Genomic DNA, 25,323 nt, shown 5'->3' with positions numbered 1-25,323 from the left:
CGCGGGGGCCGCGGTCCCGGAGGGTGAAGGTGGATGGAGCTGTGGCCGACTCCTCGTGCCACGTACGCACGGCGGAGCCTGAGGCCTCAGCCGCAGGTGCGCCGTCACATGCGGCAATAGCCAGGCTCTCGGTCCGCGGCGCGCGACGATGCGGCACCAGGCCGACGATCACGTTTACCCGATCGGTTTTCCCTGCCACGAAGCCAGGCCGTCCCGTCGGAAATTCTGCTCGTTTCGTCGGCTCAGGTGCCGCGGCCCGACAACGCGCTCCGGGAAACCCGATGCATCCTCCGCCTCTGACCGTTGGGGCAGGTTTGACGTAGGGGAATATCGGCTTCCCTCATCAGGTTTCGATGATTTCCGCCCGGCATTTCCAACCATCCCGAGCTTCACGCTCCGGCCCCTGAGTGTCAAGGCACACCCAGGCGAATCTGAGGTTCCCTTGAGGTTCTTTGGGCCTGTGGCACCAAAGGACCAAGACTTCCGGGACCTGGCCCAAGAGGCGCGGCTCGCCGGGGCCTGGCGGCCTCGGTACCCTCTCGAAGGCGGCGGCCTTCCGCAGGCACAACCACCTCCGTCCCGATGAGGATCAGCGCGAAACGGCATTGTCGGATTCCATTCGCCGATGCCGCCGGCCATCTGTATCCGGCCGCCTCATGCACTCTTCGGCTCACTCAGCGACGAGCAGATCTTCGGAATTCTGGTTTCCGCGTTCCGAGGATGCGAATCCGAGGCGCTCGACCAAGACAGTCCTCATTCAAGATTGACACCGCGGGCCCACATGCGCTGATTGCGATGCGGGTCCGCGATCATCAGGACGGCCATCAGCTCGGCGAACCCGATGGCCAACAGGACGTCGCCGAAACTGAACATCACGGCGCCGCCGACGAGCGGGAAGATGTCGCCCAGCCAGGGGAGCACGGCATGCGATGTCATGACGACATGCTTGGCGTCCAGCACCGCGCCGCCGGGATAGAGGCCACTGGCCCAGCGTGGGGGCAGGATCACAGGCATGCGGCCGTTGGCGGCGATCACGGCGGCATTGCACGCTGCGCCGGCAGACCCGACGGCAAGCGGCATCCGCACCTGTGACGGTCCGGCCTTGATGTTGCGGGCCGCCCATACTCCGATGACTTCGTACGAGACGACCAGCAGCGGGATTCCCTGCGCCCGGGCCCAGGCATCAAGGGCGGGGAGGTATCCGTCCAGCGCGTTGATGACCGCCGCCGCTCCGAGAAGCCAGCCGTCCCGCAGGTCCGCACTGCCCAGGTTGCCCAGCCGCCCGCCCGCCAGGTAGCCCAGCAGGACCCCGGCCGTCACGGCCGCAAGGACAGTCATCGGGACGGCTCGTGCCACGCGGAGGCGGGTGGCGTCGCAGCGGGGAGGCCAGGTGTCCGAATGGCTGTCACTCCCATCCCGTTCCTCGCCTTTGCCGCCTGTGCACGCAACTGCGGCCGGGGCGGAAACCGGCTGCCTGAAGGCGCAGCGTAGCTGACCTGGTCATTGGTTTGGCAGGCCCAATTCGTCGGTGTTGTGGGAACGTCGGAGACGGGCATTCCCACGTTGCAGGAGGTGGGTCTCGAGGCCCACGACTGGGGGGAGGCTGGGTCAGTGTGCCGGGTCTTCCGGTCGTGTCCAGTCGGCCAGTTCCAGTTCCAGTTCTCCCAGCGCGGCGAAGGCGAAGAGGGGATCGCAGACGCTGGAGGCGCCGCCGACCAGTCGGCGGCGGAGTACCTGTTCTGCCCGGCGCAGGCGGGAGCGGACGGTCTGGGAGTGCACTCCGAGCCGTTCGGCGCTGTGGCCGACGTTGCCGTGGCAGGCCAGCCAGGTCTGGACTGTGGTGCGCAGGTCCGCGTTGTCGTGTCCGAGGCGGGCCAGGAACTCTCGGGCCCAGGCTCGGGCCGCCGGCTGGCCGAGGAGTTCGGCGAGTGTTGGGGCCGCTCTGGCGGCTGTGCTGGGTGGGATGCGGCTCTGCAGTTGGAGCGCAAGGTCCAGGAGGGCACGGGTGTGGGCGTTCCCGAGGTCGAGGCCCAGCAGGGTGGTGGCGGCGGCCGTCCGGGTAGTCACGGTGTGACGGTGCAGGCCGAGAACGTTAGCCGCCTGGGCGCCGGGAAAGCGTACGAAGATGCGCAGAGTGGAGGTCAGTGGGTCACGGGTCTCCGGCGGTAGCTGGAGCAAAGGCTGCAGGAGGTTCCGGGCCCAGTGGGCTGCGCGGCCGTCCAGGACGGTTGCCAGTTGGGAGCTGGGCCCGATGTCTGCGGACTGGTCTCTGCGCAGCCGGGCGATGGCCAGGGCACGGGAGGCTTCGCGGTGGGATCGGGCGGTCTCGGCCACGGGGACGGTGGTACCGCGGCGGAGGAGTCGTCCGGGGCCGTCTGCACTGATCTGGCGTAGGACTCTCGCGAGGGTGTCCGCTTCGTGGGCGCTGTTCCGGTCGTGCGAGGGCTCGACGACGATGAGGCGGTCGGCTGAAGCCGGGCAGCGGAGGGCGAGGGCCTTGCCGTGCAGGCGGCCCGCGCACTCTCGTTCGGCCTGGTCGCGTTCTCCCGGCGGGACCTCCAGGAGGTGGACGGTGGCGTTCGGCGCGTCCAGGAGACCAGGGCTGATCGCCTCGGCGCAGCGTCGGGCGCCGTCGGTCTCGCCCACGGTCAGCAGTTGGAACACGGCCAGCTTCAGTGCGTTCTGGGTTGCTCGGGCGTGGGTGCGCCCGGCCTCGGCCTGTTGGGATTGGAGAGCGAGAGCGAAGAGACCGGCCGCCTGGGCAATGGACTCCCGGGCCTCGCGCGCAAAGGGCTGGACTCCCATGACAGCAAGCACGTGGTGTGGGGCTCTCGGCCCGATGGCGTGGAGCGCAAGAGGTACTCCGCCGGGGTCCGGGACAGCCGGAGATCCGCCGGCCCGAATCTCGGCGATCATCTCGAAGGCGCCTGCGAGCTGTGGCCAGCTGCCGGCGGGCACAGTAGTGATCGGTGTCCCAGCCGGCCCCACAAGGGCGACGGTCGCGCCGGTGGCGTCGGCCAGCCAGTCGGTCAGTCGCTGGACGGTGTCCGGGCGGGGCCCGTGGCGGAGCACGTCGAGCAGTTCGCCGAGGCGGTCCGCCCGGTGCAGGTCTTCGCGGTGGCGCTGATCGCTGACGTCCTGCGCGAGGCGCTGCCAGGACATGCCGGCGGTGGCGGTCAGCAGGGGAATGCCGTACCGGGCGGCCTGCCGGCTCAGGACCGGTGAGATGCGGCTCCCTTGGCGGGTGGCCACAGCCAGGGCGGCAGCCCGCAGGCTGACCAGCCGCCGCAGCAGGACATCGGCGCGGTGCGGGTCGGCGCACCAGCCGCCTTCGGCACGAACGGCGACGAGAAGGTCGCGCAGCCCGGTCGCGGCGGCGAGCGAGCCCCAGGTCCGGTCGCCGTCGAGCGTGGTCCACACGCCGGAGACGGTGCGCGCGGCAGCACGTTCGGAGACCTGGTCGGCGAAACGGAGACTGGTCGTTCCATGGACCAAAGAACCCAGTGTCGGCACAGTGCGAGGTCGCTCTCATGTCGGTTCGGCGGCGCGTAGCAAGAGGGCCGCAGGGTGGTGGGGTTGCGACTCTGGATCTGTGACGGCATCGCGTGCAGTCCGTCTCGAAGATCGCCGACTCATGCAATCCGAGCGCCCTGAAACCTGTCAATGTGCACCGACCGCATCCGCGAAAGTTGGGCCGTCCCCGTTCCGCCCATTCGCATTTGGGCCCCCAGGCCCTGTTGCCTCGCGGCGGTAGGCAAGTTGACTGCTCCTCATGCTGTGCCCGTGCGGCCGGCACGAGGACGACATGCCGGACCCGCCGGGCTCAAGCCGGCGGGGAGCCGGCGCCATGGTGCCCGCATCCGCAGTGCCCCCGGCCGGCTCCGCGCCTGCGGGCTTGCGCTTCCTGCCGTACTGCGGTGCACCGCATGCCCGCGTACTGCCGAAGGAAAGATGCATGTTGAGAAGGCCCCATCGCTTTGCAGTCCGTTCAGGCCTGCTCGCCCCTCTTCTCCTCTTCCTCTCTGCCCTCGGAGGCACGGCCGCACAGGCGTACTCGAATCTCCCGAACGCCTCGCAGCAGATCGTCAGCGACGGCGGCAAGGTGCTGGGCCGACCGAGTGGCGGCGCGGGCGCGCAAATACACCTCCACACCATCACGGCCGGGGCGGGCAAATGCCTCGGCATGGCCCCGCCTGCCCGGATGGGGGCCCCGCTGGTGGTGTGGGACTGCGGCAACACGACTGTGCAGTCGTTCACCCAGCAGGACAACGGCGACGGCACGTGGTCGTACTGGGTGCCCGGTGCGGCCTCCGGGACCCGCTACTGCATGGACTCGGTAGCGGGTCACCACGACGACGGAACCGTCATCGGCTTCTACCCCTGTTCCGGAGCCAACGACCAGAAGTGGGTGGTGGGGCCGCGCAGCCAGCTTCAGGCGGTCGACAGCCCGGGCAAGTGCATGGACGAGCGGTACTCCCGCACGGACAACGGCACCGTGATGTGGATGTGGGCCTGCGCCAACGATCCGGGGCCGATCCCACCCGACGTTGGACGACTGCCCGCCCCCGGCGTTGCTACGACGAAGGCCCCCAAACCGACGGCTTCTTCGGCGGCGCCGACCCCGTTGACCACCTCTGCGGCTCCCCCGTCCTCCGCGGTAGCGCCCGTTCCCACCTCACCCGCGGCAGTGGGTGGGTCACGAGCCGCGGTGCAGGCCCCGATCTCCCCCGCTGCGGCCCGCCCGCTGCCCGTCGGCTCCGAGCCGTCCGGGGCCGCGGGCTCGTTGGCGCCTGTGCTGATCGCGCTGTGTGTCCTCGTGCTGCTGTGGAGGGTGGCCTCGTGGCGGCCGTCGCTTCCGGCATGGCTCACCCGGCGCACCGCGACAGCACGGCCGCTGCGATGGCGGACGGACCGGCTGTCTCCCGCTGCCGACGCTGTTGCAAGCCACACAAGCTCCGTTCTGACCGGGGCTTCTCCCGACCGGAAGGCGCCTGCGTCCCCCGCCCCGACCGAGGGTGGTCGCATGGCGGAGGCCACGACCGTCGCTCTGCAGGCCGGCGCGGCGTCCCCGGGCCGCCCGGCTCCAGACGCCGAGCGGAGTGGAGGGCGCGGGGCTCGACTGATGGCCGCGCTTTCCCGTTCTGCACGGCGGGGGGGCGGTACCACCACGACGGAAGCCGGGCCGGACTCGTCCGCGGTCGGCCCGCAGCCCGATGCGAGCCCAGCCGTGTCCACGTCCGGATCCGACGAGGCCGCACCTGCCGAACGGGCCGCCGCTTCCCCGCTGCTGTCCGAAGAACCTGACGTGGCGACGACAGGAAGTAGTTCGGACCTCGCCTCCGGCGTGGTTCTCGACACCCCGGAAGACAGGCTGGATCCCTCGGCCATGGCCCCGTGGTGGCAGCCGGACCCGGACCTGTTCACCGTCTTCGTCCACTACGACAGCCTCGCCTCCGGCTTCCGCTTCGGCGGACGTGTGCTCAGTCCGGTGCGGTTCGGTGAACTGCTGCGAGGCCAAGATGACTGGCACCAGCGGCCCGTCGTTCTGATCGCCAAGGGCCGGATCGGCGGGTGGGCCGTACAGCTTGTCGCCGACCGGCTCCAGGTCCCGGTCGTCTCCGGCGACCAGCGGAGCTGGTGGGCGATGCTGCCCCAGCGGCCGGACCGCGGGTGGACCCCTGTGGTGCGTCTGGCCGGCCCCTGGCCGTTCCGCGACGCGGACAAGGCCCGGCTCCGGCACTCCCCCGATGCGGGCATCACGGCGCAACAGGTCCGCAGCGCGGTGAAGGCCATCGATGTGGACGAATGTGGCCTGGCCCTCGTGGACCGCGACCAACCCGGTGCCGAGCAGCTGCTGGCGGACTTTGCCCGCTGGCGCCGAACCGCCCCGGCGAACCTGTTCGGCGTCGCCGTACAGTGCTCCGACGCCGAGCCGGGCTGTCCGTACATGGTCGGCGACAAGCCGCGTACAGGGTGGGACCTGGCCTGCGAGCTGTGGCGGCTGCGTGAACACTGGCAGGACGGCAAGACCCTCGCAGTCTTCTCGGACGCCCTCGGCGCAGATCAGGCGAGTGAACTGCGCCTGCTGTCAGCCTACTTGCAGGCTCCAGTCATCGTGGCGCCGCAACCGACGGCGGTGAGCCCCGAGGAACCCGCCGACCGCGAGGACCCCACTCCCGAGGTTACAGACCCCAAGGTGGCTGAGCCCGAGGTTGCTGGTCCTCCGGAGGACGACATGATGGCCCCGGCCGAGAATGTGGCGCTCACAGGTGTGCTGCTGGCGCCGGACACTGTGCGACCGGACCATCGCAGCTCGCTCCCGGAGCGCTCACTTCTGCGCGATGCGCTCTCTCGCCGGTACGACGCCCACGCTCGCGCCATCGCCCAGACCCTGGCGACCAATCCGGGTCTGCGGGGCTCGCTCTCTGCACCCAACGACGGGTCCGACATGGGCGATCTGGTCGCCGTCCGGGTCTTGCTGGGTGGTGACCGGCCACTGGACCCGCAGGGCCGGCCGTCCTCGCGCGTGGACGCGGCATGGGCCGCCTGCGTGGCTTCTGGCCTGCGGCGCCTGCCGTCCTACCGGGGGCCTGTTCACTACCGGGGCGTGCCGTCCGGCTGGGAGTCCGACGCCCTGATTCCCGGCCGCACGCTGCGCTGCTCGCAGGTGCTCCGCACCTCCCTCCTCCCGCCCGTCGGGACCCAGAAGCAGACCGTGACCGTCGTGTGGTCTTTGAACGGACGGCGTACGGGTGTCCTGGCCGTCGCCGGCACTGCCGAGGAGGCCGTCTTCCCCGGTAACAGCCTGTTTCGTGTCCTGGAGGTGCAGCGGGACGACGCCGACGTGCCCTCGCTGGTGCTGCTGAGGGAGATCTCCCGTACGGATGGCCCTCGGCAGGAGGAGAGCACCCCTGCAGACACGCTCGGCAAGGAGGACCTGACCGTTCGGGCTCTGCTGTTGGCCTGGCTTGGCAACAACGGCCCCGGCTCGATCTCTTCCTGAGCAGGCAATGCCCGGGCGGGCGCAGCGCGGCGGCCCGGGCATTGCCTAACTCTTCGGAAAGGGGTTCACGCTCCGTCCGAAGACCAGCCTTGCGGGCCCCGCCTTAGCCTTGCGAGAGCGCTCGCAGGGAAAGTGATCCAACCTTAGAAAAGCTCTCATAAGGTCGTGACACCAGGCGTTGCGAGAAGCGGTGGATTCCGCGAGAGCAGCAGGGTGACCGGGCCTGGGCAACCATCTCCACGATATGCTCCCTTCAGCCGCCTTGGGCATCTCTTCGGCACCCATCGCACCTTTCAGGCGACCGCCTAAATCTTTGCTTGTGCGGACGCTTACCCAATTTCTCCGGGACACGGATTTGACACAGGATAATCGGTCGGACGACTCTTTTCTCCGCGACCTGTATGCTGCGCACCGCGGCTCGCTGCTTCGCTATGTGATGAAGACCGGCGGGATCGACTCGCAAGCTGCCGAGGACCTCGTGCAGGAGACGTTCCTGCGGGCTTGGCGGCACGCTGGTGCGCTTCGGGAGTCGGCCGACCGGGTCCGACCGTGGCTTCTCAGGGTGGCCCGCAACCTGGTGATTGACGCGAGCCGGGCGCGTAGCGCCCGGCCTGTGGAGACGGAACAGCAGTCAGCCGATACCGCGGCCGTCGCGGACAGCAGCGAGCAGGTGGTCGAGGCTCGGTGCGTTGCTTTCGTCCTGGCCGAGCTCTCCCCCGTGCACCGGGAAGTGCTGGTTCACCTGCACTGCCTGGACCGGTCCGTCGGAGACACCGCGCGCTCCATCGGGATTCCGCTGGGGACGGTGAAATCGCGCAACCACTACGCCCTCAAGGAGCTCCGGCGTGCGCTGGTGCGGCATGGAATCCGCTGACCGCACGCCGCCGGGGCCTCACCCGGCCGGCCTTGGGCAGGGCAGCTGACCGTCGACCCGGTAGGTGACGATCCCCCGCCACTGGTCGACGATCAGGCGCAGGCCGTAGGCATCGAACACCGGCATCAAACGATGGATGCGGGCCTTCAGGGCCCGCAGGGTCATGGGTTCGCGAGCTGTGCCGAGCAATTGCTTCAGGTAGTGGCAGCAGACTGGCGCCCCGGCCTGCGCGATCACGTCGAACAGAAGGCGCTGGCTCTGCGAGGAACCGCCGTCCCACCCGGGCGCGTGCTGTTCGCCGGCCGGCGTACAGCGTCTGAGATCGGCCCTGATCCGGGCCGCCAGTTCGGCCAGCGGGATGCCGGGGTCCAGGACGTCGAACGCTCCGGCCCTGAACGCCTCCAACGTGTCCTGCCCCGACGGGCGCAGTAGCAGTTCCTGCCCCTGGTGGTTCAGCAGGATGCCCTGCCCCTCGTGGCGCAGCACCACCACGGGGGCCACCAGCGCAGCGGCCCGGACGAAGTCCGCCAGCCGTTCCCCCTTCACGGAGTTGTGGAGATCGAGAAGGATCATCGACGGCCGCGGGTCGAGAAACGCCTGGCACGCCTTGTTGCTGCCCCATGGAAGCGCCCTGCCGACCGGTACTCCGATCCGCTGGAGCTGCCAGGCCAGGTCCCTGCTGTATCCCGCGCCGACAGTGACCATCGCCAGGCAGGTGGGGGTGTCGCCCACTGATTCGGCCGCTGTGCCGGCCTGAAGACGCACAGGCGGGCGGTGTGCTGGTTCCGTGGCAAGTTCGATCATCGTGCGCATCCTCCTGTCGCCGGCTTCCACCCGGCCTGTGAGGGCGTGGGCCCAGGCTGCGTGGGCCTTCGGTCGTGGGCCGCAGGGTTGCCACGAGGATGCGAGGCTCGAAGCCGCCGAGACATCCGCCGGGCGGCCGGTGATTGCGCCGTCCCAGGGGAACGGGCATCTGGCTGAATCGTGGTTCGGGCGGGCTGGTCCACATCAGCCGGAGTCGACCTCGGCGCCCAGCCACAGGGCCACCGCCGCGGCCCGGCTTCGGACCTGGAGCTTGGCGTAGATCCGGTTCACGTGATTCTTGACCGTCTTCTCGCTGAGGAAGAGGGTCTTGGCGATCTCGGGGTTGCTCCGCCCCCGGGCAATGTGATCCATGATCTCCAGCTCCCGACGGGAGAGCTCGCCGACACGGCCGCTGCGCGGCGCCCCCGCTCTCAGGGGCCGCGCCGAGCGGAGCTTGGCAGCCAGGGCGGTGATTGCCCCTGGGGACAGGTGCGCGCGCCCTTGCGCAGTGGCCATCACAGCCGTGATCAGTTCGGCGGCGTTGAACTGGCGGTGCACAAGGTAGCCGGTGGCACCCACCCGTAGCGCCTGATCCACGTCGAAGGCCACATCCCTGCCCGCGAGTACCAGAACCTTGCACGTCCGAGACAGTTCGGCGAGAACGTGCAGTCCTTCGAACAGCGGCAGGCCCAGATCCAGCAGCACGACGTCCGGGGCCTGCAGCTGGGCCAGCTCGAGGGCGCGCAAGCGGTCCCCGGCTTCCCCGACGACCATGGCCCGCCCGTCTCCGTGCAACAGGCTGATCAACCCCTTGCGGATCACCAGATCGTCGTCAACGACCAGGACCCGCACCCGGGCCTCCCCCGCGTCAGCCTTCATCTCATCGATCATCAAGTCGCCCCACGCCGGCTTCCTCTGGCATTCGACGGCGGTCCGCTCCGGCCGCGCTTGTCGAGTTCAGCGTGGCCGGTGCCGGGCGGCGAATGATCCGCCATTCGGCCTGATCGCATGCCTTGCCAGCCCACACTGGGCCGCCCCCGCCTTTTCGCTGCGACTCTTGGCCAACGGAGCTCAAATGTCAAGCGAGGAATTGCGCAGATAAAGGGCCTCGTGAAATTATTGGGTCGGGCCCAATATATATGGGCCCCAATAGGCCTCTCGACCTCAACCCGCAGGCCGGTACCGTCTCCCCCGACCTGCGCTCCAGTCCAATGCTCGAACGAGGGTTCGCAGGGTCCGCCGCGGAGGGCGGGGCGCACGCAAAAACAATACTCGCAGGTAATTTGGAGAACAAGGTGACGGAGTACACCGCAGTCGATCCCGACCGTCTGGAAAAGCTCGCCGAGGAGTTCCGCGAGGCGGGCCGGAACCTCTCCGCCTGCATCGACAGGTATGCGCAGACCTGCTCGGACCCGCGGGACGGCTACGGCTCGCTCCCGGTCGGCCTGCAAGCCGCCGAGCAGCACCGCCTGGGCACCGACGACCTGGCCGCCCTCCTGCGGGATCTGACAGTCAGGTACGACCGGTACGCCGACGATCTGCAGAAGTCCGCGGCACTCTACCGAACAGCCGACGAGAGGAGCCGCGCCACCGTCGCCGACCTGACACAACGGCTGTGATGCCGAAGCCTTGCGGCAGTCCGACGCCGAGTCATCCCTCGGGCAAGGCTGTCGGCGCGGGAGCAGTGGGCTGTGGCAGGTCCTCGGCCAGCAGAGTACGCAGCTCGTCCCCGGTGGGCTGCACGGTGCTGCTCAGGCGCCCCGCTTGGCGGGTCACCATGGTGTCGAGGACCTGCCGGGCGTAGCGCCCGTTGCCGAAGGATCGTCCGCGCGGCACCGCTTCGAACTGGCGCAGCAGCGCGTCGCGGACGGGGGGCGTGCACACATAGCCGGCCTGGGCGGCATGCCGCTCCAGGATGGTCACCAGTTCGGTCGGCGTGTAGTTGTCGAACTCCACGATCCGTGAGAAGCGGGATGCCATACCGGGGTTGGCGGCGATGAAGCCCTCCATCTCCTCCGAGTAGCCGGCCGCGATCACCACCACCTCATCGCGATGGTCCTCCATCAGCTTGACGAGGGTGTCGATCGCCTCTCGCCCGAAGTCCGTGCCTGTGTGACCTGCTGGGGAGAGGGTGTATGCCTCGTCGATGAACAGCACACCGCCGCGGGCGCGTTCGAAGACCTCGCGGGTTCGTTGGGCAGTGTGGCCCACCCACTCCCCCACCAGGTCTGCGCGGGAGACCTCGATCAGCTGTCCGCGGGAGAGGGCACCGAGCGCGCGGAGCAGGCGTCCGTAGAGGCGAGCGACGGTGGTTTTCCCCGTGCCGGGTGCCCCGGAGAAGACGAGATGGCGGCTGAGGGAGGGAGTGGGAAGTCCGGCGGCCTGCCGGTGGCGTACCGAGGCGAGCAGGTTGACCATGTCGGACACCTCGCGCTTGACCTGGGCGAGGCCGATCATGGCGTGGAGTTGCTCCATCAGGTCGGCCAGGGTCTCCTCGTCCCCGGCTTCCGGGACAACGGCACCGGGGAGCACGGGTGCTGCGACGTCGTCGGGCAGCAGCCGGGTGAGGTCGACCGCGGTGGCGTCGGGCAGTTCGGCAAGGCGCTGGGCCTGGCGTTCGACGAGCTCCTCGAAGACCGTCCGCGCAGTGCGGCCGTTGCCGAAGTCTTCGTTGCGTGGCAGGAGTTCGAAGTAGTGGGTGAGCGCTTCCCGGGTGCTGTGGGCCAGTTCGTAGCGGTGCGCGGAGCACATCCGGTCGACGATGGTCACCAATTCGGCTGCGGTGTAGTCCTCGAACTCGACGGTACGCGTGAACCGGGAGGCCAGGCCGGGGTTGGAGGCCAGGAAGCGCCTCATCTCGTGCGAGTAGCCGGCGACGATCACGACCACCTCGTCGCGATGGTCCTCCATCAGCTTCACCAGGGTGTCGATCGCCTCCCGCCCGAAGTCCGGGCCGGAGCCGGAGTCGCCGGACACCAGGGTGTACGCCTCGTCGATGAACAGCACGCCACCGCGGGCCTCCTCGAAGCGTTCGGCGGTCTTGATGGCCGTGCCGCCGACGATCTGCGCCACCAGGTCCAGCCGGGCGACCTCCACCAGATGGCCGCTGCGGAGGGTGCCGAGAGCAGCCAGGATCTGCGCGTACAACCGGGCCACCGTCGTCTTTCCGGTGCCGGGCGGGCCGGCGAAGACCAGGTGGCGGCTCATCGGCGGCGCGGGGAGCCCCATCTGCCGTCGGCGGGCTGCCATCTGGTTGAGGTTCACCAGGTTGGTGACCTCGCGTTTGACGCCGTTGAGACCGACGAGGTCGTGGAGTTCGGCCAGCGCCGCGGCGAGCGAGTCCTGTTCTGGCGGTCGGGTGCCCGCGGCCGTCGGCCCGGACAGCGGCGTCGGCTTGTTGTGGCCCTCGGGCGGGCCTGCGGCCGCCGTAGCGGTTTGGGCGCTTCCGGTGTCGGCTGCCCCGTTGCCGCGGCTGGTGAAGCTTTCGACCAGTACGTTGGTGTCCGGCACGGTGCGCCGGAGCCCCGCGCCACGGTTGTCCCATGCTTCGCAGTCGCGCACCGCGATGGAGCCGGTGCCCTGGATAAGCAATCCGTCAGCGCCGTTGGCGTACAGTTCGCAGTCGGTGACCGAGCCGCTGGCCTGCTCGACGAAACGGATGCCTCCGTGCCGGCAGTCGTGCACCCGCGACCTGGTCAGTGACAGTTCCGCGTCGCCTTCGGCGATCACGCCGTGCTCTGAAGCGGAGGCGATCTCGCAGTCCCGCAGGACCGCCCTTCCTCCGGTGCCCACCAGTACGCCGGCACCGGCACTGGCCAGAATCCGCGTCCCGGCCAGGTAGGGGTTACCGCCCCCGGAAGCGGCGAGGCCCGCGAGGGCCGTGCGCTGGATGCGCGAGTCCTCGATCCGCCCACGGCCATGCTCGGCGATCAGAACGCCATGGCCTTGGCAGTCCGACACCGAAACCGAACGGAACAGGGGGTTGGCGCCGGTGCTGATCCCGATGCCGTGCCGTCGGACGTCCTGGATCTGCAAACCGGTGAAGGTACCGGCGGACTGTTCCCGGACAGCCACCGCGAGTTCCTCGAAGTCTCGGATACGGCAGGAGGTCAGCGTCGGGTCGCTCTCTCCCGTCACCCACACGGCACTGCGTGCGCCCTCGGTGACCTCGCAGTCCTCGAAGGTGCCGCGTGAGCGATCTGCCACGTGGATGCCGTCCCCACGGGGCCGCACGATCCGGCAGCGCAGCACGGTAGGGTCCGCGCCGTCGGTGAGGACGATGCCGTGGCTGGCGGAGTCGGTGAGCTCGCAGTCCTCGATGATCGGCCTGGCCTTGCCGGTCAGATGGATCGCGGCATCGTGTGTGTCATGGATCCGCGTGCGTAGGAGCGCGGTGGTACTGCCCTTCTCCAGGCCGACAGCAGGGCCACCGGCGCTGGACAAGTCGCAGTTCTCGATCCGGCCGCGTGCGTGGTCGGTGCCGCACACCGCATTGCCCTGTACTTCTCGAACGGTGCACTCTCGCACCACCGGATCGGCGCCTGAGGCGAGGATGAAGGCCGATCCGCCGATCTGCTCCACGGTGCAGCGTTCGACCAGTCCGCCGGCCTCCTCCGCGGCCACGATCCCCGAGCCGCCGGGGTTTCGGACCAGGCAGTCGCGCAGCGCCAAGGTGGCACGGTTGCTCGCGACGACCGCCGCCCAGGACTCCGCCTCGACGACGCAGTCCTCCATGGTGAGGCAGCCGGTGGCGGCCTCCACCGCGGCGGCCTTGGCATCCCGGTTCCGCACGACAAGGCCACGGAGCGTCAGTGTCTCCGCGGCGAGCACCACCGCGCTGCCCTCGATTGCTTCGAGAGTGACGCTGCCCCGACCGTCCTCGGCGGTGATGCTCACCGGCGTGCGAACCACCACGGTCTCCCGATAGTCGCCGGGAAGCACGTTGATGATCGTCCCTGAGCCGGCCTCGGCCAGGGCGTGACCGATGCTCGGGTAGCAGCCCGGCTCGTGACGGGAGACGTTGAGGATCCTTCGACTCACCGGCCGGTCCCCTGGAGGAAGTCTGTCTGCGGCACGGCGATGACCTTTCCCTGGGGATTCGTCCGGTGGGTCCCGCGTCGAATGCGGGCCCACGGTCTGACACCGGCATCGGGCGTCCAGAGGTGCAGCCCTGCCCGACGCCTGCAGTCCTGGCCGGGACCCAACGGCGGCGGGCAGGGCACCGTCGGCTGCTCTACAACGGTTCGCGCAGGATATTCGGGGTCTGCTGGCATCGGGCAGGGCCCGAGGACCCGAAAAACCGGGCCTCATCGCAGCCGCGTCGCGAGCCGCGTCACCAGACCGGGACCGTTCAACGACTCGTAGCCGGGATTGGGGATCCACCTCACTGGCATGCCGTAGGGGTCGAGGTCGAAGGCTCCCTTGATGTACCGCGGGTCGATGCCTCCGGGAAAGGCGACTTCCATTTCACGGCTATGTTTGTGGCCGGGGAACGTCCGGTTGACGTCGATGCCCCCTGGGGCCTTGATCTTGTATCGGTAGTTGGCCGCCCAGTCCAGTCTCTTCTCGCTGCTGGTGCTCACGAAGCCGTATCCGTTCGGATCGATGCTCTTCATGACGTGGTGCATGAGGCTCATGTTGGCGGGGTTCTTCGGCTGGAACCCCTCGGCGAAGACGGTCGCGGGTTCCCGGTCGTCGTTGCGCCACAGCGCCCCGTTCCCACGGCGCCAGACCCAGTTCTGTTCCTTCGCGACGACGTCGAGGGGCGCCCGCTCACGCGGGACGTCCGGCTTCCCGGGCGCCGGGCCGCCCAGCGCCTCGGCGACCTGTTCGGGGGTCGGAACGACCTCGCCGGCGAACGGCCCCTTCGGGCTGGGCGCCTCCGGCGTGGGAACAGACCCAGACGCAGGCCCGGGGGCGGCAGGAACGGTCTCCTGGTTCTCGCTCTCGGCAGTAAGCGCCCCCTGCTGCCAGCGCTCCAAACCCTGGTCCGCCAACCCGTCCGCCAACCCGTCCGCCAGGCTGTCGAGCTCTGCACGAGCGGCGGGGTTGAGCCTCAGGTCCCCCTCCGCAGATCGCACCACGGCCGCGTCCGGCGCGAGCTGGAAGGCCTTCGCTGGCCGGTCACTGATCGGCAACGTCTCGCTTGGGTCGTCGGTCGCCGGTGTGTGCGCCACGACTTGAGGGGTGGCCTCCGCCGGCGGGGCCTCCGCCGTCTCGGTCAGCGTGGATAGCCTCCTTGAGAACCATTCCCGGACCTGCGGGTTGAGCCGTTCCCGAGGTCCAGGCGCGGGATCGTGGAAGGCCGCATACGCCTCCGCGAACCACTCGGCCGGCGTGGAGAACTGGTAGTTGGAGACGGCGTACCGGCGCTGATCCGCCAGGTAGCTAATCCATCCGTCCTGCGCACTCAGTTGGTATATGCGGCCGTCGATGCTCAACTCCGCGCTCCCGCCGTCTGCAAAGGTCCACGGCTCCGCGAGTGCCAGCCGCACGCGGCGCAACGCCTGTTCGCCCTTGTCCCGCAGGTCGCCCCCAAACTGGTGGAAAACGTTTCGGAGTTCCTTCCCCTGCCGGTGCAGCACCACGCCCCGCGGGTGGAGAACCGTGGTGAAGGCGTCCGCCATCGAAAAGCCGTATTCGTCCTTCAGGCCAGCCTCAGCGTCGCTCACACCCACGCTGCGCAGAATATCCCGGGCGATGGTCGCCCGTTCCTTGAAGGTCGGGTAGGAGCGCCACCCGCCGAAGATGTCCTGTGAGGAGAACTTGCTCGCCCAGGAGATCTGCTGGTCGACCGCATGGCCGACCTCGTGCCTGAGCGTCCACTCCACCAGATTGCCACGCGCCAGGACGTCCGACACCCCTGCCATGACCTCACGTTGGCGGCCGACCAGTCCGAGAGCCGCGTCCTCTCGAGCGCTAATGCCTTCGTGATCTCGCAGCGCACCGTATTCCATCAGGTGGCGTTGCCAGGCGATGCCTCGGTCAAGCCGGGTGTACAGCCACGCCGGCATGCCAAACGGGCGGACGACGGCGATGCTCCGCTGTTCCCCGTCGTACGCGCTGGCATGACCGCGGGCCTGGGAACTCGCGAAGACCGAGATGAGTTCTGGATTGTCGGCCACGTCTGCACGGGGCAGCTCCCGCAATACGAGATCAAGCTTGTCGAGGAGCGAGTGGCTCAGCCGGGGGCCCAGAACGAGCCCGTGGCGCTGGCCCAGCAGTTCGGCCCTTTTGTGGGCCCCGTAATTAAGGAGCAGCCCAGCCAGTCCGTGACCACCGGTGCCGAGCAGGAGCCGTGTGCTGGTGGACACGGGTTGCGGGTCGTCATGGTTGCGGCTGGCTCTTTCCCCTTCCGCTGCGTCAAAGGGCCTGTTCTCATGCCCTGATTCCCAAGGGACGCCGGGCTCCCGTAGACGAGCCGGAAAGGTACCTGGAGGCAGAACCTGGTCGTGAACGTCCGTCCGATGAGTGAGGTCGAGCAGGTCCCGGGAGTACGCCGGGAGGTCCACGGTGCGGGTCGGCCGACCGTTCGAATCGAGAACGTCGAGGGTCACAGAGTCGACCATGTGCCGTAGCCGAGGATCGGCGGCAATCAGCCCGAGTACGGTGTCCCACACGACGCCGGGATTGCCGTGCTCCTCGGCCACTGACGCATAGCGGGCAAGGTTGAGGTTGCCCGGCTGGCTGTGCAGCTCGTGCACCAATGAGGCCGCCAGCCTGCGAGCGGTCTGCGCAGACTCGTCCATGGTCGGCGGCGCGGGTACCTCCCTGCCGGCCGAGGTGTGTACCCGGCTATCGGGCAACCGGGAGCGGCTGGAACGAGTGAAGACGTCCTCGGTCACCTGAGGAAGATCAGCGCGCTTGGCCAGGCCCAACGCGGCGGCCAATGGTTCGAACACATTGGGGCTCGGCCCGGTTCGGTGAAGGACCTCTGCGCGCACCGCTTGCGGGCTCTGCGGCCGGATCTGCGCGGCCAGCGGACGGTCGGGCCCCATCGGGGCGAGAACGTCTCGGTGCCCTACCCTCAGTTCCTCGTTTCGCAAGACGTTCTCGTACGGGGTGCGCGTGTAGTTGTCAGTGAAGGCGTCCTGGTAGGCGTCGAGGAAGCGGTGACCTGCGGGGGAGACCAGGACCGCGTTGGTGTTGCGTCCCATCTCGGTGCCGACGGCGAAGCCGTGCGGGGAGTCGGCGATTCTCTGCACCTCCATACCCAGGTTGGCGGACGGGGTGTTGTCTCCGTCGGAGTACACCCCGCCGAACCGTTTGAGGATTTCGATGCGGAGTATGTCGCTGGCCGCCGCATACCCGGGACCGATCTGCTTCGCCGTCTCAGTCCGGTACAGGGCCTGGAGGTCCATCGGGGTGCCGGCGGAGAACACCTCGTCGACATTGACCAGCCTGACACCATTGTCTCGCGCCCAGTCGAGCATGGAACGGACCTCTGCAAGCCGGCCGGTGTCCCTCCGGGCCAGCGGAGACGACCGGGCGTCATCGAACTGTGCGCGCGGCACATCGGTCCACACCACCACGTCGAAACCTGGGAGTGCCCTGGCCGCGGCCGCCACGTTCTCGCGGAAGGCATGTGTGGCGCCGTGGTCGCGCAGCGGGCCGCCCAGCCAGATGGAGTGCAGTGTGTGGGGGATTTTCGGGCGTTTGGGCAGCCCAGGTACATCCGCGCGGCGCACCCATTGGCGCTGCGACGCCGTGACGCTGTCCGGCCGGTGTTCCAGTGCCGCGGAGGAAAGGTCCTGGTGGTGTGGGGCGTCGTGGGTCAGGTCCAGCGTCCGGTACAGGGCGGACCGCTGGTCAGCCTTCACCCGGGTGAAGTCGTAGCCGTGCAGGAATTCCGGTGCGGGTGGTGCCTGCCGTAGGCCGAACACGTCAGGGCCGAGAATCCGTGCAAGGGCGGTGTCCGGTGTGGCTGCGTCCATCAACGGGTTGAAGTCTCGTGCGAGCGCCGCCCGCAGGCGCGTGCTCTCGGCAGGATCGGTGGCCCGAGGACCGGGCGCAGGCTCGTTCGGTTGGGTGTGGGGGTTCTGCCCGGCAGCGGGGTGATCCGCGAGCCGGCCCAATGCGGATCCAGCCGGAGCGTGTGCGGGAGCCGCATCAGGAGCGGAGCCTGTGTTCGCTGCGAGCGGGTGGTGCACGGTGTGTTCCGGTGCCAGGGCGGGCGCCGTGTCGAGGGAGGCTCTGTGCAGATGGTTGCGGCCTGTGGGGTCGAGGGCATTCGCCAGAGTCAGGGCTGACGGCGCATCGCCGGTGCTGGTGTGGCTCGGCGAGGCGGCCGCGGGTGTAGTCCAGTGGCTGGCGGACTCCTGCGGGGCGGGGAGGGGATCGTGAAGACGGGCGCCAGCTGGGCTTGGGTATGTGGTGACGGACAGCGGTTGGTCTCGGAGTTCGGCAAGGGCTTCGATGCGGGTTACGGGCGGGGACGGGTAATGAGAGCCGACCGACTCCGCGATGAACGGGCCTGTGCCGGACCTGGAGCCCTCGGGACGGGTGACCTGCCCCAGGCGGTCGGCCAGTTCCGCAGGCATCAGGTCGGCTTCTCCGGTCAGTGCGTGCTCCCAGCGGGGCGGGTCCAGCAGCGCACCGCCCGGCCGTACCGTCGCTGTGGAGAGCGAGGTAGGTGCCAGGGGGCCAGCCATCGCATCGCCCGTGGTCGGCGGCGCCGCATCCGGGCGGACGGAGCCGGATGCGTAGCGCGGTGCAACGGCAGGGTCAAGTTCGCGCGTGCCGCCAGTGGTCTGGTGCGCCGCCGCATCAGCCTGGGGCGCGACGAGTGTCTGTGCTTCGGGCAGCGGAGGTCCGGCGGGAGTGGTGCGGAAAGGTTCCTGGTGCTGCTCTGCGGGGGTTGCTTGCGGGTGGGCGACTTCGGCGGGCACGGTGGCAGGTAGTGCGCTCGTGTCCGCGGACGGCGTCCGGACGGGCAGCGGGGTACCAGCGGATGAAAGGGTGGGCCGGTCAAGAGGGGCGGGGCTGTCAACGGCAGCGTGCGAGGCCGACGATGTGCCGTGGTTGGCTGCCATGTGGTCGAGCATGTGGGAGGCAGGATCTGAGGGGCTGTGGCCCATACTGGCAGGCAGGCGTTGTGACCGGCCCGGTCCTGCGATCACCTGTCCGCTGAGCGCGTTCACTGTCACTCGCTCGCGGGTGGCGAAATCACGGATCACAGCGATTCGCCGGTCCCCAACCGGCGCGGCCAGCACCACCTCCGACACAGGTACCCCCGTCGCTTGGACGCTGCGCCACGCCGAGGCGAGCCGTTCCAGCACGGCATCCGCCGACAGCTCAGGCGTTCCCACTACGAGCCGTGGTCCTCCATCTACTGCGGGCTTCATCGCGCGAACCGAGGACGCGAACCCCATCGCCTGCGGAGCTTCTTCCCAGCCCTTCGGCCGCGCCCACAAGTTCCCCTTACCAAAGGCCCCCAGCCAGTACCCATCTGGCAGGCTCACCCCCCATCCCTCGCCGTCCGCAGAACCGGAAGCGTGTCCGTCTCCCGCCGGGTGGGGGGTGATCTCTCCCGGCTGATGCCCCATGCCAGGGGGTCCTTCACCGTGTTCCGCAGCATGGACGTGCAGGGCGGCCGCACCCGCACCCGCCACAGCGTCCGTGAGGCTCAGGTCTGCTCGTCCTTCTGCCGCACCCCATCCTGCGTTCGTCACCCAGTTGGTGGCCACCATGTTCGCGAAGCCCACGGCCCGGTCCGCCGTAGCCTCCGCCGCCTTTCCAGCCGTCGCACCCAGCAGTCCCCCCAGCCTGTCCTTCAGCGCATTCTTCAGTGCGTCCCCGGCAGGGCGAACCACCAGCCCGAGCGGCAAACTCACCACTCCCACCACCGCGCCTCCCAGCGCCGACTGGGCCAGCGAGTCCGCATCGAAACTGCTGATGTCGCCGCGCGCGAGCTCAATGCCTTGCGCTGTCGCGTCCGCGGCCACCATGAAGAGCATGCCCCCGCCGATCGCCTGGAGTGCGGCCAGCAACCACCGGCTCACCGCAGCCAGCAGTTCTTCCGCGGCGGCTTGCAGTGCAGCCAGCAGGTGGAGCGAAGCGCCACCCGTGATGTAGGCACTCGCCAGTGCCCAGGTGGTCGATGCGATCAGCCAGGCGGCTATCTCCAGGTCCTGGATCTTCGCCTTCACCACGTGGCTGCGAGTGGCCCGGATGCTGTCGGCCATTCGGGCTGCTGATTCCCGTGCCCGGGCCAGCCCGCTGTCTCCCAGGGCCTGTCCAACAGCTCGGTCGTGGGCCTCCCTGGCCCCGCCCTGCCACTTGGGCACGTAGACGGACTGTGCCGCGAGCCGATCCTGCAAGGACCCGGCATCCCAAGCCAGCTGGTCGAACGTGGTCGCTAGGCCGTGCAGGCCGTCCTCGTCGGCCTTGGGCCAGTGCCCAGCAAGGATGCCCAGCACCGGCTGTGTCCACGAGGGGGGACTCAGAGACACGACTAGTCGGCTCCGCCCGCCGCGGGCGGACGGGCCTGTGCGTGCCCGGACGCGACACTAGCCGTGGGGAGGGAGCCGTTGTCCATACCTCCTCCTGTTCCCTCCGATGTCCCGAAATTGCCTTCCTACTGGGGGTGTGAACCGTAACGGACTCCCCTCCTAGCACACAGAGCCCCTGGGCCCATCACGAAGTGATGCCGCTGGCCGCAGGTGGCACGACGGCGAGCTGCGCCTCCCATCACGGGTGCGCGGGCGGGACCTCAGGGTTGCCGGGCATCATGGCCGTGTAGATCGCAGTGGGGAGCTCGGCAGCACGGGCCGGAGACAGCGCAGTATGCAGCTCTTCGACGGTGTCGGCGCCGGGCGGCACATCGAGGGACGGGTTGTCTGCAGAGACGTGACCGAACTCCGGACCACGCACTCGGTCACCGTCGACCATCTCTCCGCACTGCGCCATGCGGCGGCCATGAGCATGCGGTCTGGGCGGACCCAGGTGCCGCGCTCAGCTTGACTCTGTCGGGGATCTTGGAGATGCCGGTCAGGTTCCCAGGATTCGCCAGGATTTCGACCGGGGTATTTCGCGCTGGTCGAGGTAGTGCTGGAAGGCAGTCGGTTGCCGGGACGTGGGCGCTTCTTCGGCCGGTGGCAGTCCGCTGAGGCGCTCGATGTTGACGGCTATCGCTGTCAGAACGTGCTGGATGTGGGCTTTCCCTTGTCCTCGGTAGCGGCAGCGCCGCATGCCGTGGCCGTGGGCGAACTCGTTGACCGTGCCCTCTACTCCGGAGCGGACCGCGTAGCGTGCCTTCCACTCGGGTGTCTGTTGCTCGGCACGGACGCGGAGTTGCAGGTCACGGAGTTCTCGCGGGGGAAAGCCCACGGTTCGGGCACTGTCGGCGGTGGAGGTGCAGTGGGTGCGGGCCGGGCAGGGACGGCACTGACTCTTGGTGAACCTGGCCACGATCAGTGGGGCCGCGGTGGGTGACGAGGTCGGATAGGGACCGTGCCAGCCCGCGCTGACCTGCCCCTGGGGACACGTGACCTGCTGACGGTCGTAGTCGATGTGGAAGTCGTCCCGAGCGAAGCCCTCGTTGCGGCGGTGCTGACGGGTGGGGTTGCTCCGCAGCGGCCCGGAGAGGGTGACCTGGTGTTCACGGGCGGCTTGTTCCAGGTGGGGCAGGGAGGTGTAGCCGGCGTCGACCAGGTGCTCGGCGGGCAGCAGGCCGCGGCGGCCCAGGCGGGTGTGGATGCCGGGCAGGACCTGGCTGTCGTGGGTGGTGGCCGCGGTGGTGGCCACGTCCGTGATCACGTTGGGGCTGTTGGGAGCGCAGGTCTCCGTCAGATGGGCGGCGAAGCCCTTCCAGCTGATGATGTGTCCGTGCCTCGCATAGCGGGCTGAGGTGTCGTAGGGAGAGACGACCGCCCGGGACGAGGGTGGCAGCCCGGGTCCGCCTTCCTTCTCGGCGGTGCGCCAGCGCAGTCGCCCTGCGTGGTCGCGGTGGTAGTTCTGCACCATGATCTGGCGCAGGGCCTGGGCGCGAGGGCCGGGGGTGCGGCCTGCTCCGTGCCGGTGGAGGAGTTCCAGGAGCCGGACGGCGTCGTTGCCGGTGGCGAGGATCCTGGCCGTGGGCTTGGTGGGGTTCTTGCCCAGGCGGACCGGCCGGCCGTAGCGGTGCCCCCACTCCTCATCGACCAGTTCGTCCAGCAGGTGAGGGGAGGTGCCGGCGACTTCTTCGAGTGCGGCACGGACTGCCTCAGTGACCAGCTCCAGGCGGGTCAGGTCGCGCACCGCGGCCAGGACGTGGGTGGAGTCGGTGCGCTGCGTGGTGCGCTCGCGCACCAGTCCGGCCTCCGTGAGACGGGCCAGCGCGAGATCGAGGAGGCGATCCGCACGGTCGCCTTCGGCGAGACGGTCACGAAAGTCGGCCAGCACACTGTGGTGGAACCCGGGATCGTCCAGCTCCATCGCCATGGCGTACTTGAAGTCGATGCGGCAGCGGACCGCCTCGGCGGCCTGCCGGTCCGACAGGCCGAGCAGGAACTGCAGGACACAGACGGTGGCCAGTTGAGCAGGCGAGAGCCCGGGCCGCCCATCGCGGGGGTACCAGTCGGCGAAGTCCTCGTCGCGCCAGAGCCCATCGAGGCGGTCGCGTACCCAGATCGCCGTCGTACCGCGCGGGTTGCTCGCCCGCGCGATCTGCGCGGTCAGAGAAGGGACTTGCTCTCCGGAACGGGGGGCGAAGGGACAATGGGCACCTCGACAGCTGCATCGGTCGGCGGAACTACCCGAGCATGCCCGTTGATCACGCTGCCGCACCGAGGAACTCCAAGATCCCCGACAGAGTCAAGCTCAGGGAGCGCCTCGGGCACGACCAATAACCATGGCGGACCGCTACGTGTGTCCTTCCGCAGCGCGGGGCCAGCGCTGGGCACCCCGCGCACCCGAACGTCCGGTTTACAGCATGACCTATGTGGTGACTGGTCGTTGGATTAGGCATGGGGAGTGGCAGGTTGGGCTGGATCGTTCCTGACGGCCTGTGGGATGTGGTGGAGCCGTTGCTGCCGGCGGCCCGGGTGCCGCCGCAGGGCGGCGGGGCGGCGAACCTGGACGACGAGGCGGTGTTCGCCGCGATCGTCTACGTGCTGACCGCCGGGTGCGCGTGGCGGCATCTGCTGCCCTGCTTCGGGCTGTCGAAGTCGACGGTGCACCGCTGCTTCACGATCTGGACCAGGGACGGGCTGGGGGCCGGCTGCGGCGGGCGATGCTGGAGCACCTGGCTGCCGCCGAGGTGCTCGACGTGTCGCGGGTGATCGTCGACTCGGTGCACGTCCGCGTGGAAAGAAAGGAGGAGATCACACCGGCCCCAGCCCCGTCGACCGGGGCAAACCCGGATCTCAGGTGCACGTCCTGTCCGACCGCTCCGGGCTGCCCCTCATCGTCGGCATCTCCGCCGGCAACACCCACGACCAGCACGGACTGATCCTGCTCCTCCAGGCCCTCCAGATGAAACAGGACCCGGAACGGGGAACGCCGCACGCTGGTTCACCGTCGGGTACAGGCGGTAGTAATACCGGAGATGTACCAGGTCAACTCATCGAAGCCCGCCGACAACGGCCCCGCCCAACCCTGCGGAGATCGCTCCGCAGCTCCAACCGAGGACCTAATCCCTCCCGGCTGAGCCGGAGGGTTCCCAAGATAGATCCGTTGGAAGGGGCCACATGTTGATCAAGCCGATCTCGGCAGCGGTCAGGGTCGGCCGGGCTGTAGAACGTCGCAGTACGGTGCCATGTAGGCCTGGCAGATGGTGATGGTCTCGTCCAGGAGTTCCTTGTCGCAGGTGCGGTCGCGGAACGCCAGGTCGAGCAGCCGGCTGACGGTCTCGGAGGTCACGAGCGCGACCACGTAGGCCCGGTCCCGGCTCAGCCGCGGGTTTCGCAGACACATGGCGTCCGCCAGGTAGCCCGCGCTGCGCCGGGTCGAGGAGTCGTCGATCTCCCCCAGTTCGGGCACGGCCTGCAGCGCGCGGCGCAGGGCCACTCCCCCGGCCACCTCGGCACGGAACTGCGCGAGCCTGAGGATGATCTCCTGGGTCAGGAGCCGCCAGTCGGGCGCGGTCGCGAGCGCCTCGATGCGGTCCGCGAAGTACCGGCCGCGGATGTCCTCGAACCGCGCCGACAGCTCCTGGAGGATCGCGATCTTGTCCGGGAAGTAGGAGTAGAGAGTGGCGACGTTGACCTCGGCACGCGCCGCAATCGCGTTGGTGTTCAGCCCGGGCAGCCCCGACTCCGCAAGGATCTCGGCGGCGGCGGCGAGGATCTTCTCCACAGTCCGCCGGGCACGCGCCTGCACGGGGGTGCGCCTTCGCAGCGGTGAGGCGCTCTCCTCGAATTGCGGGGATGGTTTGGCAGGCATGTTTATATTGTGCCCGGATCTTGGAGCGGCTTTGCAAGGGGTGATGGCCGTCGGGCCGATCCACCGTGCTGGTTGGGTCTCGGTAGGTGGGGCGTCGCAGCTGGGACCGCGGTTCAGGAGACGAGGTCCATGGTCTCCTCCGGCGCGGCGGGAACCGCGGCTTTCAGCAGGATGGGCGCCGCTCCCTTGGCGAGGGCGCGACGCAGGTAGACGCCGAGCACCGATCCGTAGACGAGGTGGCCCAGAAGGCTGAGGACGAAGCTCGCCGGGGTGAGGCGGAAGAGCAGTTCTGCGCCACGTGCAGAGAAGACAACGGTGGCAAGGAGCCCGGACCAAACGAAGATCCCGTAGCCGATGGACAGTGCGATCGGGTGCCGCAGCAGGATGCGGAGGCGGGTGCCGCCGAGAACTCCACACACCATGAAGAAAGCGATGCCGATCCCGCCGCCGTCACCGAGCCAGCGCCATGTGTAGCCGACAACGATGTTGGGGACACCTGTGCCCAGGATCCAGCCACCGAGGCGGGGGATGAAGTCCGGCCACAGGTGGACGGCTACCAGCGGCAGCCGCATCGCGTCGTAGGCTGCGACACCCAGCAGTCCGGCGAGCAGTCCGCGCACGGCCCATGCCGAGGAGGCCGATCGCTGGCGGACCAGAAGCACGTACAGGACGACGAAGGGAAGGACGATGAACCGCGCTGCCGCGTCCAGCGGCAGGAGTCCGAAGACGCTCAGCGGGATCGTCGTCACCGGCATCGCCCCGATGAGCATCAGCACCGCGACCCGGGCGGCCCGCCATGTCGGATTCTGCGCCGATGCCGGCAGCAGTCGCCAGTCGTGGCGGTTGGCCTCGTGATCGGCCCAGAGGTGTGGAATTCCCATGACCGGACCCTTTCTGTCAGAGCCGTTGATCTGCATGTGCGGCTCACCGTTCAACCGCGACAGCGAGTCACCAGGAAGGAATGGCCCTGGGCTGGGGCAGGGGCCGAATGCGCCGCAGGGATCGGCTTCGGGCCTCAACCTGCCCTAAGGAAGGGATGTGCAGGGCCAGGGCGCACATCATCTGGCTGGAATCGTCTGGTCGACAGAGCCGTGGGACCCTGGGCCAGGCCCGATCTGCCGGTTTTCCCGGGCCTGCAGGACCGGGCATCGGCTGCGAGCGCTTGGACGGGAAGCGAGGCTGCCGGATGGAGCCTGGCGTCACCGGCGAGACGGGGTGATCGACGCGCGCGCCCCGGGGTATCGGCACATCCGCGAATGCAAATAGGACCGGCCCAGGGCTC

Annotated in this window: 13 protein-coding genes and 1 pseudogene; 5 read left to right on the top strand and 9 right to left on the bottom strand. The window is 68.9% G+C overall.

The features are described 5' to 3' along the window. Positions 1–753 precede the first annotated feature (753 nt). Together ACFV0G_RS00320 and ACFV0G_RS00315 are read right to left on the bottom strand one after the other, a co-directional pair. Positions 754–1,338: a DUF5317 family protein gene (locus tag ACFV0G_RS00320; protein WP_380539033.1), complete on the bottom strand. Its 585-nt coding sequence runs from the start codon at positions 1,336–1,338 to the stop codon at positions 754–756. Positions 1,339–1,608: 270 nt separating this feature from the next. Next, the gene (locus ACFV0G_RS00315) at positions 1,609–3,495 is read right to left on the bottom strand and encodes a helix-turn-helix domain-containing protein (protein WP_380539030.1); all 1,887 of its coding nucleotides are present in this window, start codon (positions 3,493–3,495) and stop codon (positions 1,609–1,611) included. 277 nt (positions 3,496–3,772) lie between these two features. On the opposite strand from ACFV0G_RS00315, the pseudogene ACFV0G_RS00310 reads away from it, so the two are divergent. From ACFV0G_RS00310 to ACFV0G_RS00300, 3 genes and pseudogenes are all read left to right on the top strand, one after another. Beyond that, positions 3,773–4,510: pseudogene (locus ACFV0G_RS00310) on the top strand (RICIN domain-containing protein); the annotation flags it as partial. 717 nt (positions 4,511–5,227) lie between these two features. Next, on the top strand, positions 5,228–7,003 hold the full coding sequence (locus ACFV0G_RS00305; RefSeq protein WP_380539186.1) for a hypothetical protein: 1,776 nt from the start codon (positions 5,228–5,230) through the stop codon (positions 7,001–7,003). Between the two features lie 244 nt (positions 7,004–7,247). Next, on the top strand, positions 7,248–7,877 hold the full coding sequence (locus ACFV0G_RS00300; RefSeq protein ID WP_380539027.1) for a sigma-70 family RNA polymerase sigma factor: 630 nt from the start codon (positions 7,248–7,250) through the stop codon (positions 7,875–7,877). Between the two features lie 18 nt (positions 7,878–7,895). On the opposite strand, the gene ACFV0G_RS00295 is transcribed toward ACFV0G_RS00300, so the two are convergent. Beyond that, a complete protein-coding gene (locus ACFV0G_RS00295) occupies positions 7,896–8,681 on the bottom strand; it encodes a hypothetical protein (protein ID WP_380539024.1) in 786 nt (261 codons plus the stop codon). Between the two features lie 204 nt (positions 8,682–8,885). Then, on the bottom strand, positions 8,886–9,560 hold the full coding sequence (locus tag ACFV0G_RS00290; protein WP_380539021.1) for a LuxR C-terminal-related transcriptional regulator: 675 nt from the start codon (positions 9,558–9,560) through the stop codon (positions 8,886–8,888). A 416-nt stretch (positions 9,561–9,976) separates the two neighbouring features. On the opposite strand from ACFV0G_RS00290, the gene ACFV0G_RS00285 reads away from it, so the two are divergent. Further along, on the top strand, positions 9,977–10,300 hold the full coding sequence (locus ACFV0G_RS00285) for a hypothetical protein (RefSeq protein ID WP_380539018.1): 324 nt from the start codon (positions 9,977–9,979) through the stop codon (positions 10,298–10,300). Positions 10,301–10,331: 31 nt separating this feature from the next. Here the strand turns inward: ACFV0G_RS00285 and ACFV0G_RS00280 are convergent, their stop codons facing one another. From ACFV0G_RS00280 to ACFV0G_RS00270, 3 genes are all read right to left on the bottom strand, one after another. Further along, entirely contained in the window at positions 10,332–13,721 is a 3,390-nt protein-coding gene (locus tag ACFV0G_RS00280) for a right-handed parallel beta-helix repeat-containing protein (RefSeq protein ID WP_380539016.1), read from the bottom strand. Between the two features lie 266 nt (positions 13,722–13,987). After that, positions 13,988–20,098, bottom strand: coding sequence for a glycosyltransferase (locus tag ACFV0G_RS00275; protein WP_380539013.1), 6,111 nt, complete (start codon positions 20,096–20,098; stop codon positions 13,988–13,990). A gap of 571 nt (positions 20,099–20,669) precedes the next feature. Further along, positions 20,670–22,445 carry an IS1182 family transposase gene (locus tag ACFV0G_RS00270; protein ID WP_380539010.1) on the bottom strand — a complete coding sequence of 592 codons (1,776 nt, stop codon included), beginning with the start codon at positions 22,443–22,445 and terminating at the stop codon, positions 20,670–20,672. Between the two features lie 179 nt (positions 22,446–22,624). Here ACFV0G_RS00270 and ACFV0G_RS00265 point away from each other — a divergent pair, with 179 nt between their 5' ends. Continuing rightward, a complete protein-coding gene (locus ACFV0G_RS00265; protein WP_380539007.1) occupies positions 22,625–22,939 on the top strand; it encodes a transposase in 315 nt (104 codons plus the stop codon). Between the two features lie 436 nt (positions 22,940–23,375). Here the strand turns inward: ACFV0G_RS00265 and ACFV0G_RS00260 are convergent, their stop codons facing one another. Both ACFV0G_RS00260 and ACFV0G_RS00255 read right to left on the bottom strand, forming a co-directional pair. Further along, entirely contained in the window at positions 23,376–24,041 is a 666-nt protein-coding gene (locus ACFV0G_RS00260) for a TetR/AcrR family transcriptional regulator (RefSeq protein ID WP_380539004.1), read from the bottom strand. A gap of 113 nt (positions 24,042–24,154) precedes the next feature. Continuing rightward, positions 24,155–24,958 carry a hypothetical protein gene (locus ACFV0G_RS00255; RefSeq protein WP_380539001.1) on the bottom strand — a complete coding sequence of 268 codons (804 nt, stop codon included), beginning with the start codon at positions 24,956–24,958 and terminating at the stop codon, positions 24,155–24,157. Positions 24,959–25,323 lie beyond the last annotated feature (365 nt).

This window comes from Kitasatospora sp. NPDC059571, from assembly GCF_042735675.1.
GTDB lineage: Bacteria > Actinomycetota > Actinomycetes > Streptomycetales > Streptomycetaceae > Kitasatospora.
This window is presented reverse-complemented; position numbering and strand designations above follow the sequence as displayed.

Excerpts from the sequence above, each read along its gene's own strand:
- ACFV0G_RS00320 (WP_380539033.1), bottom strand. The coding sequence starts at position 1,338 with ATGACTGTCCTTGCGGCCGTGACGGCCGGGGTCCTGCTGGGCTACCTG.
- ACFV0G_RS00300 (WP_380539027.1), top strand. The coding sequence starts at position 7,248 with ATGCTCCCTTCAGCCGCCTTGGGCATCTCTTCGGCACCCATCGCACCT.
- ACFV0G_RS00295 (WP_380539024.1), bottom strand. The coding sequence starts at position 8,681 with ATGATCGAACTTGCCACGGAACCAGCACACCGCCCGCCTGTGCGTCTT.
- ACFV0G_RS00290 (WP_380539021.1), bottom strand. The coding sequence starts at position 9,560 with ATGAAGGCTGACGCGGGGGAGGCCCGGGTGCGGGTCCTGGTCGTTGAC.
- ACFV0G_RS00265 (WP_380539007.1), top strand. The coding sequence starts at position 22,625 with ATGGGGAGTGGCAGGTTGGGCTGGATCGTTCCTGACGGCCTGTGGGAT.
- ACFV0G_RS00260 (WP_380539004.1), bottom strand. The coding sequence starts at position 24,041 with ATGCCTGCCAAACCATCCCCGCAATTCGAGGAGAGCGCCTCACCGCTG.
- ACFV0G_RS00255 (WP_380539001.1), bottom strand. The coding sequence starts at position 24,958 with ATGCAGATCAACGGCTCTGACAGAAAGGGTCCGGTCATGGGAATTCCA.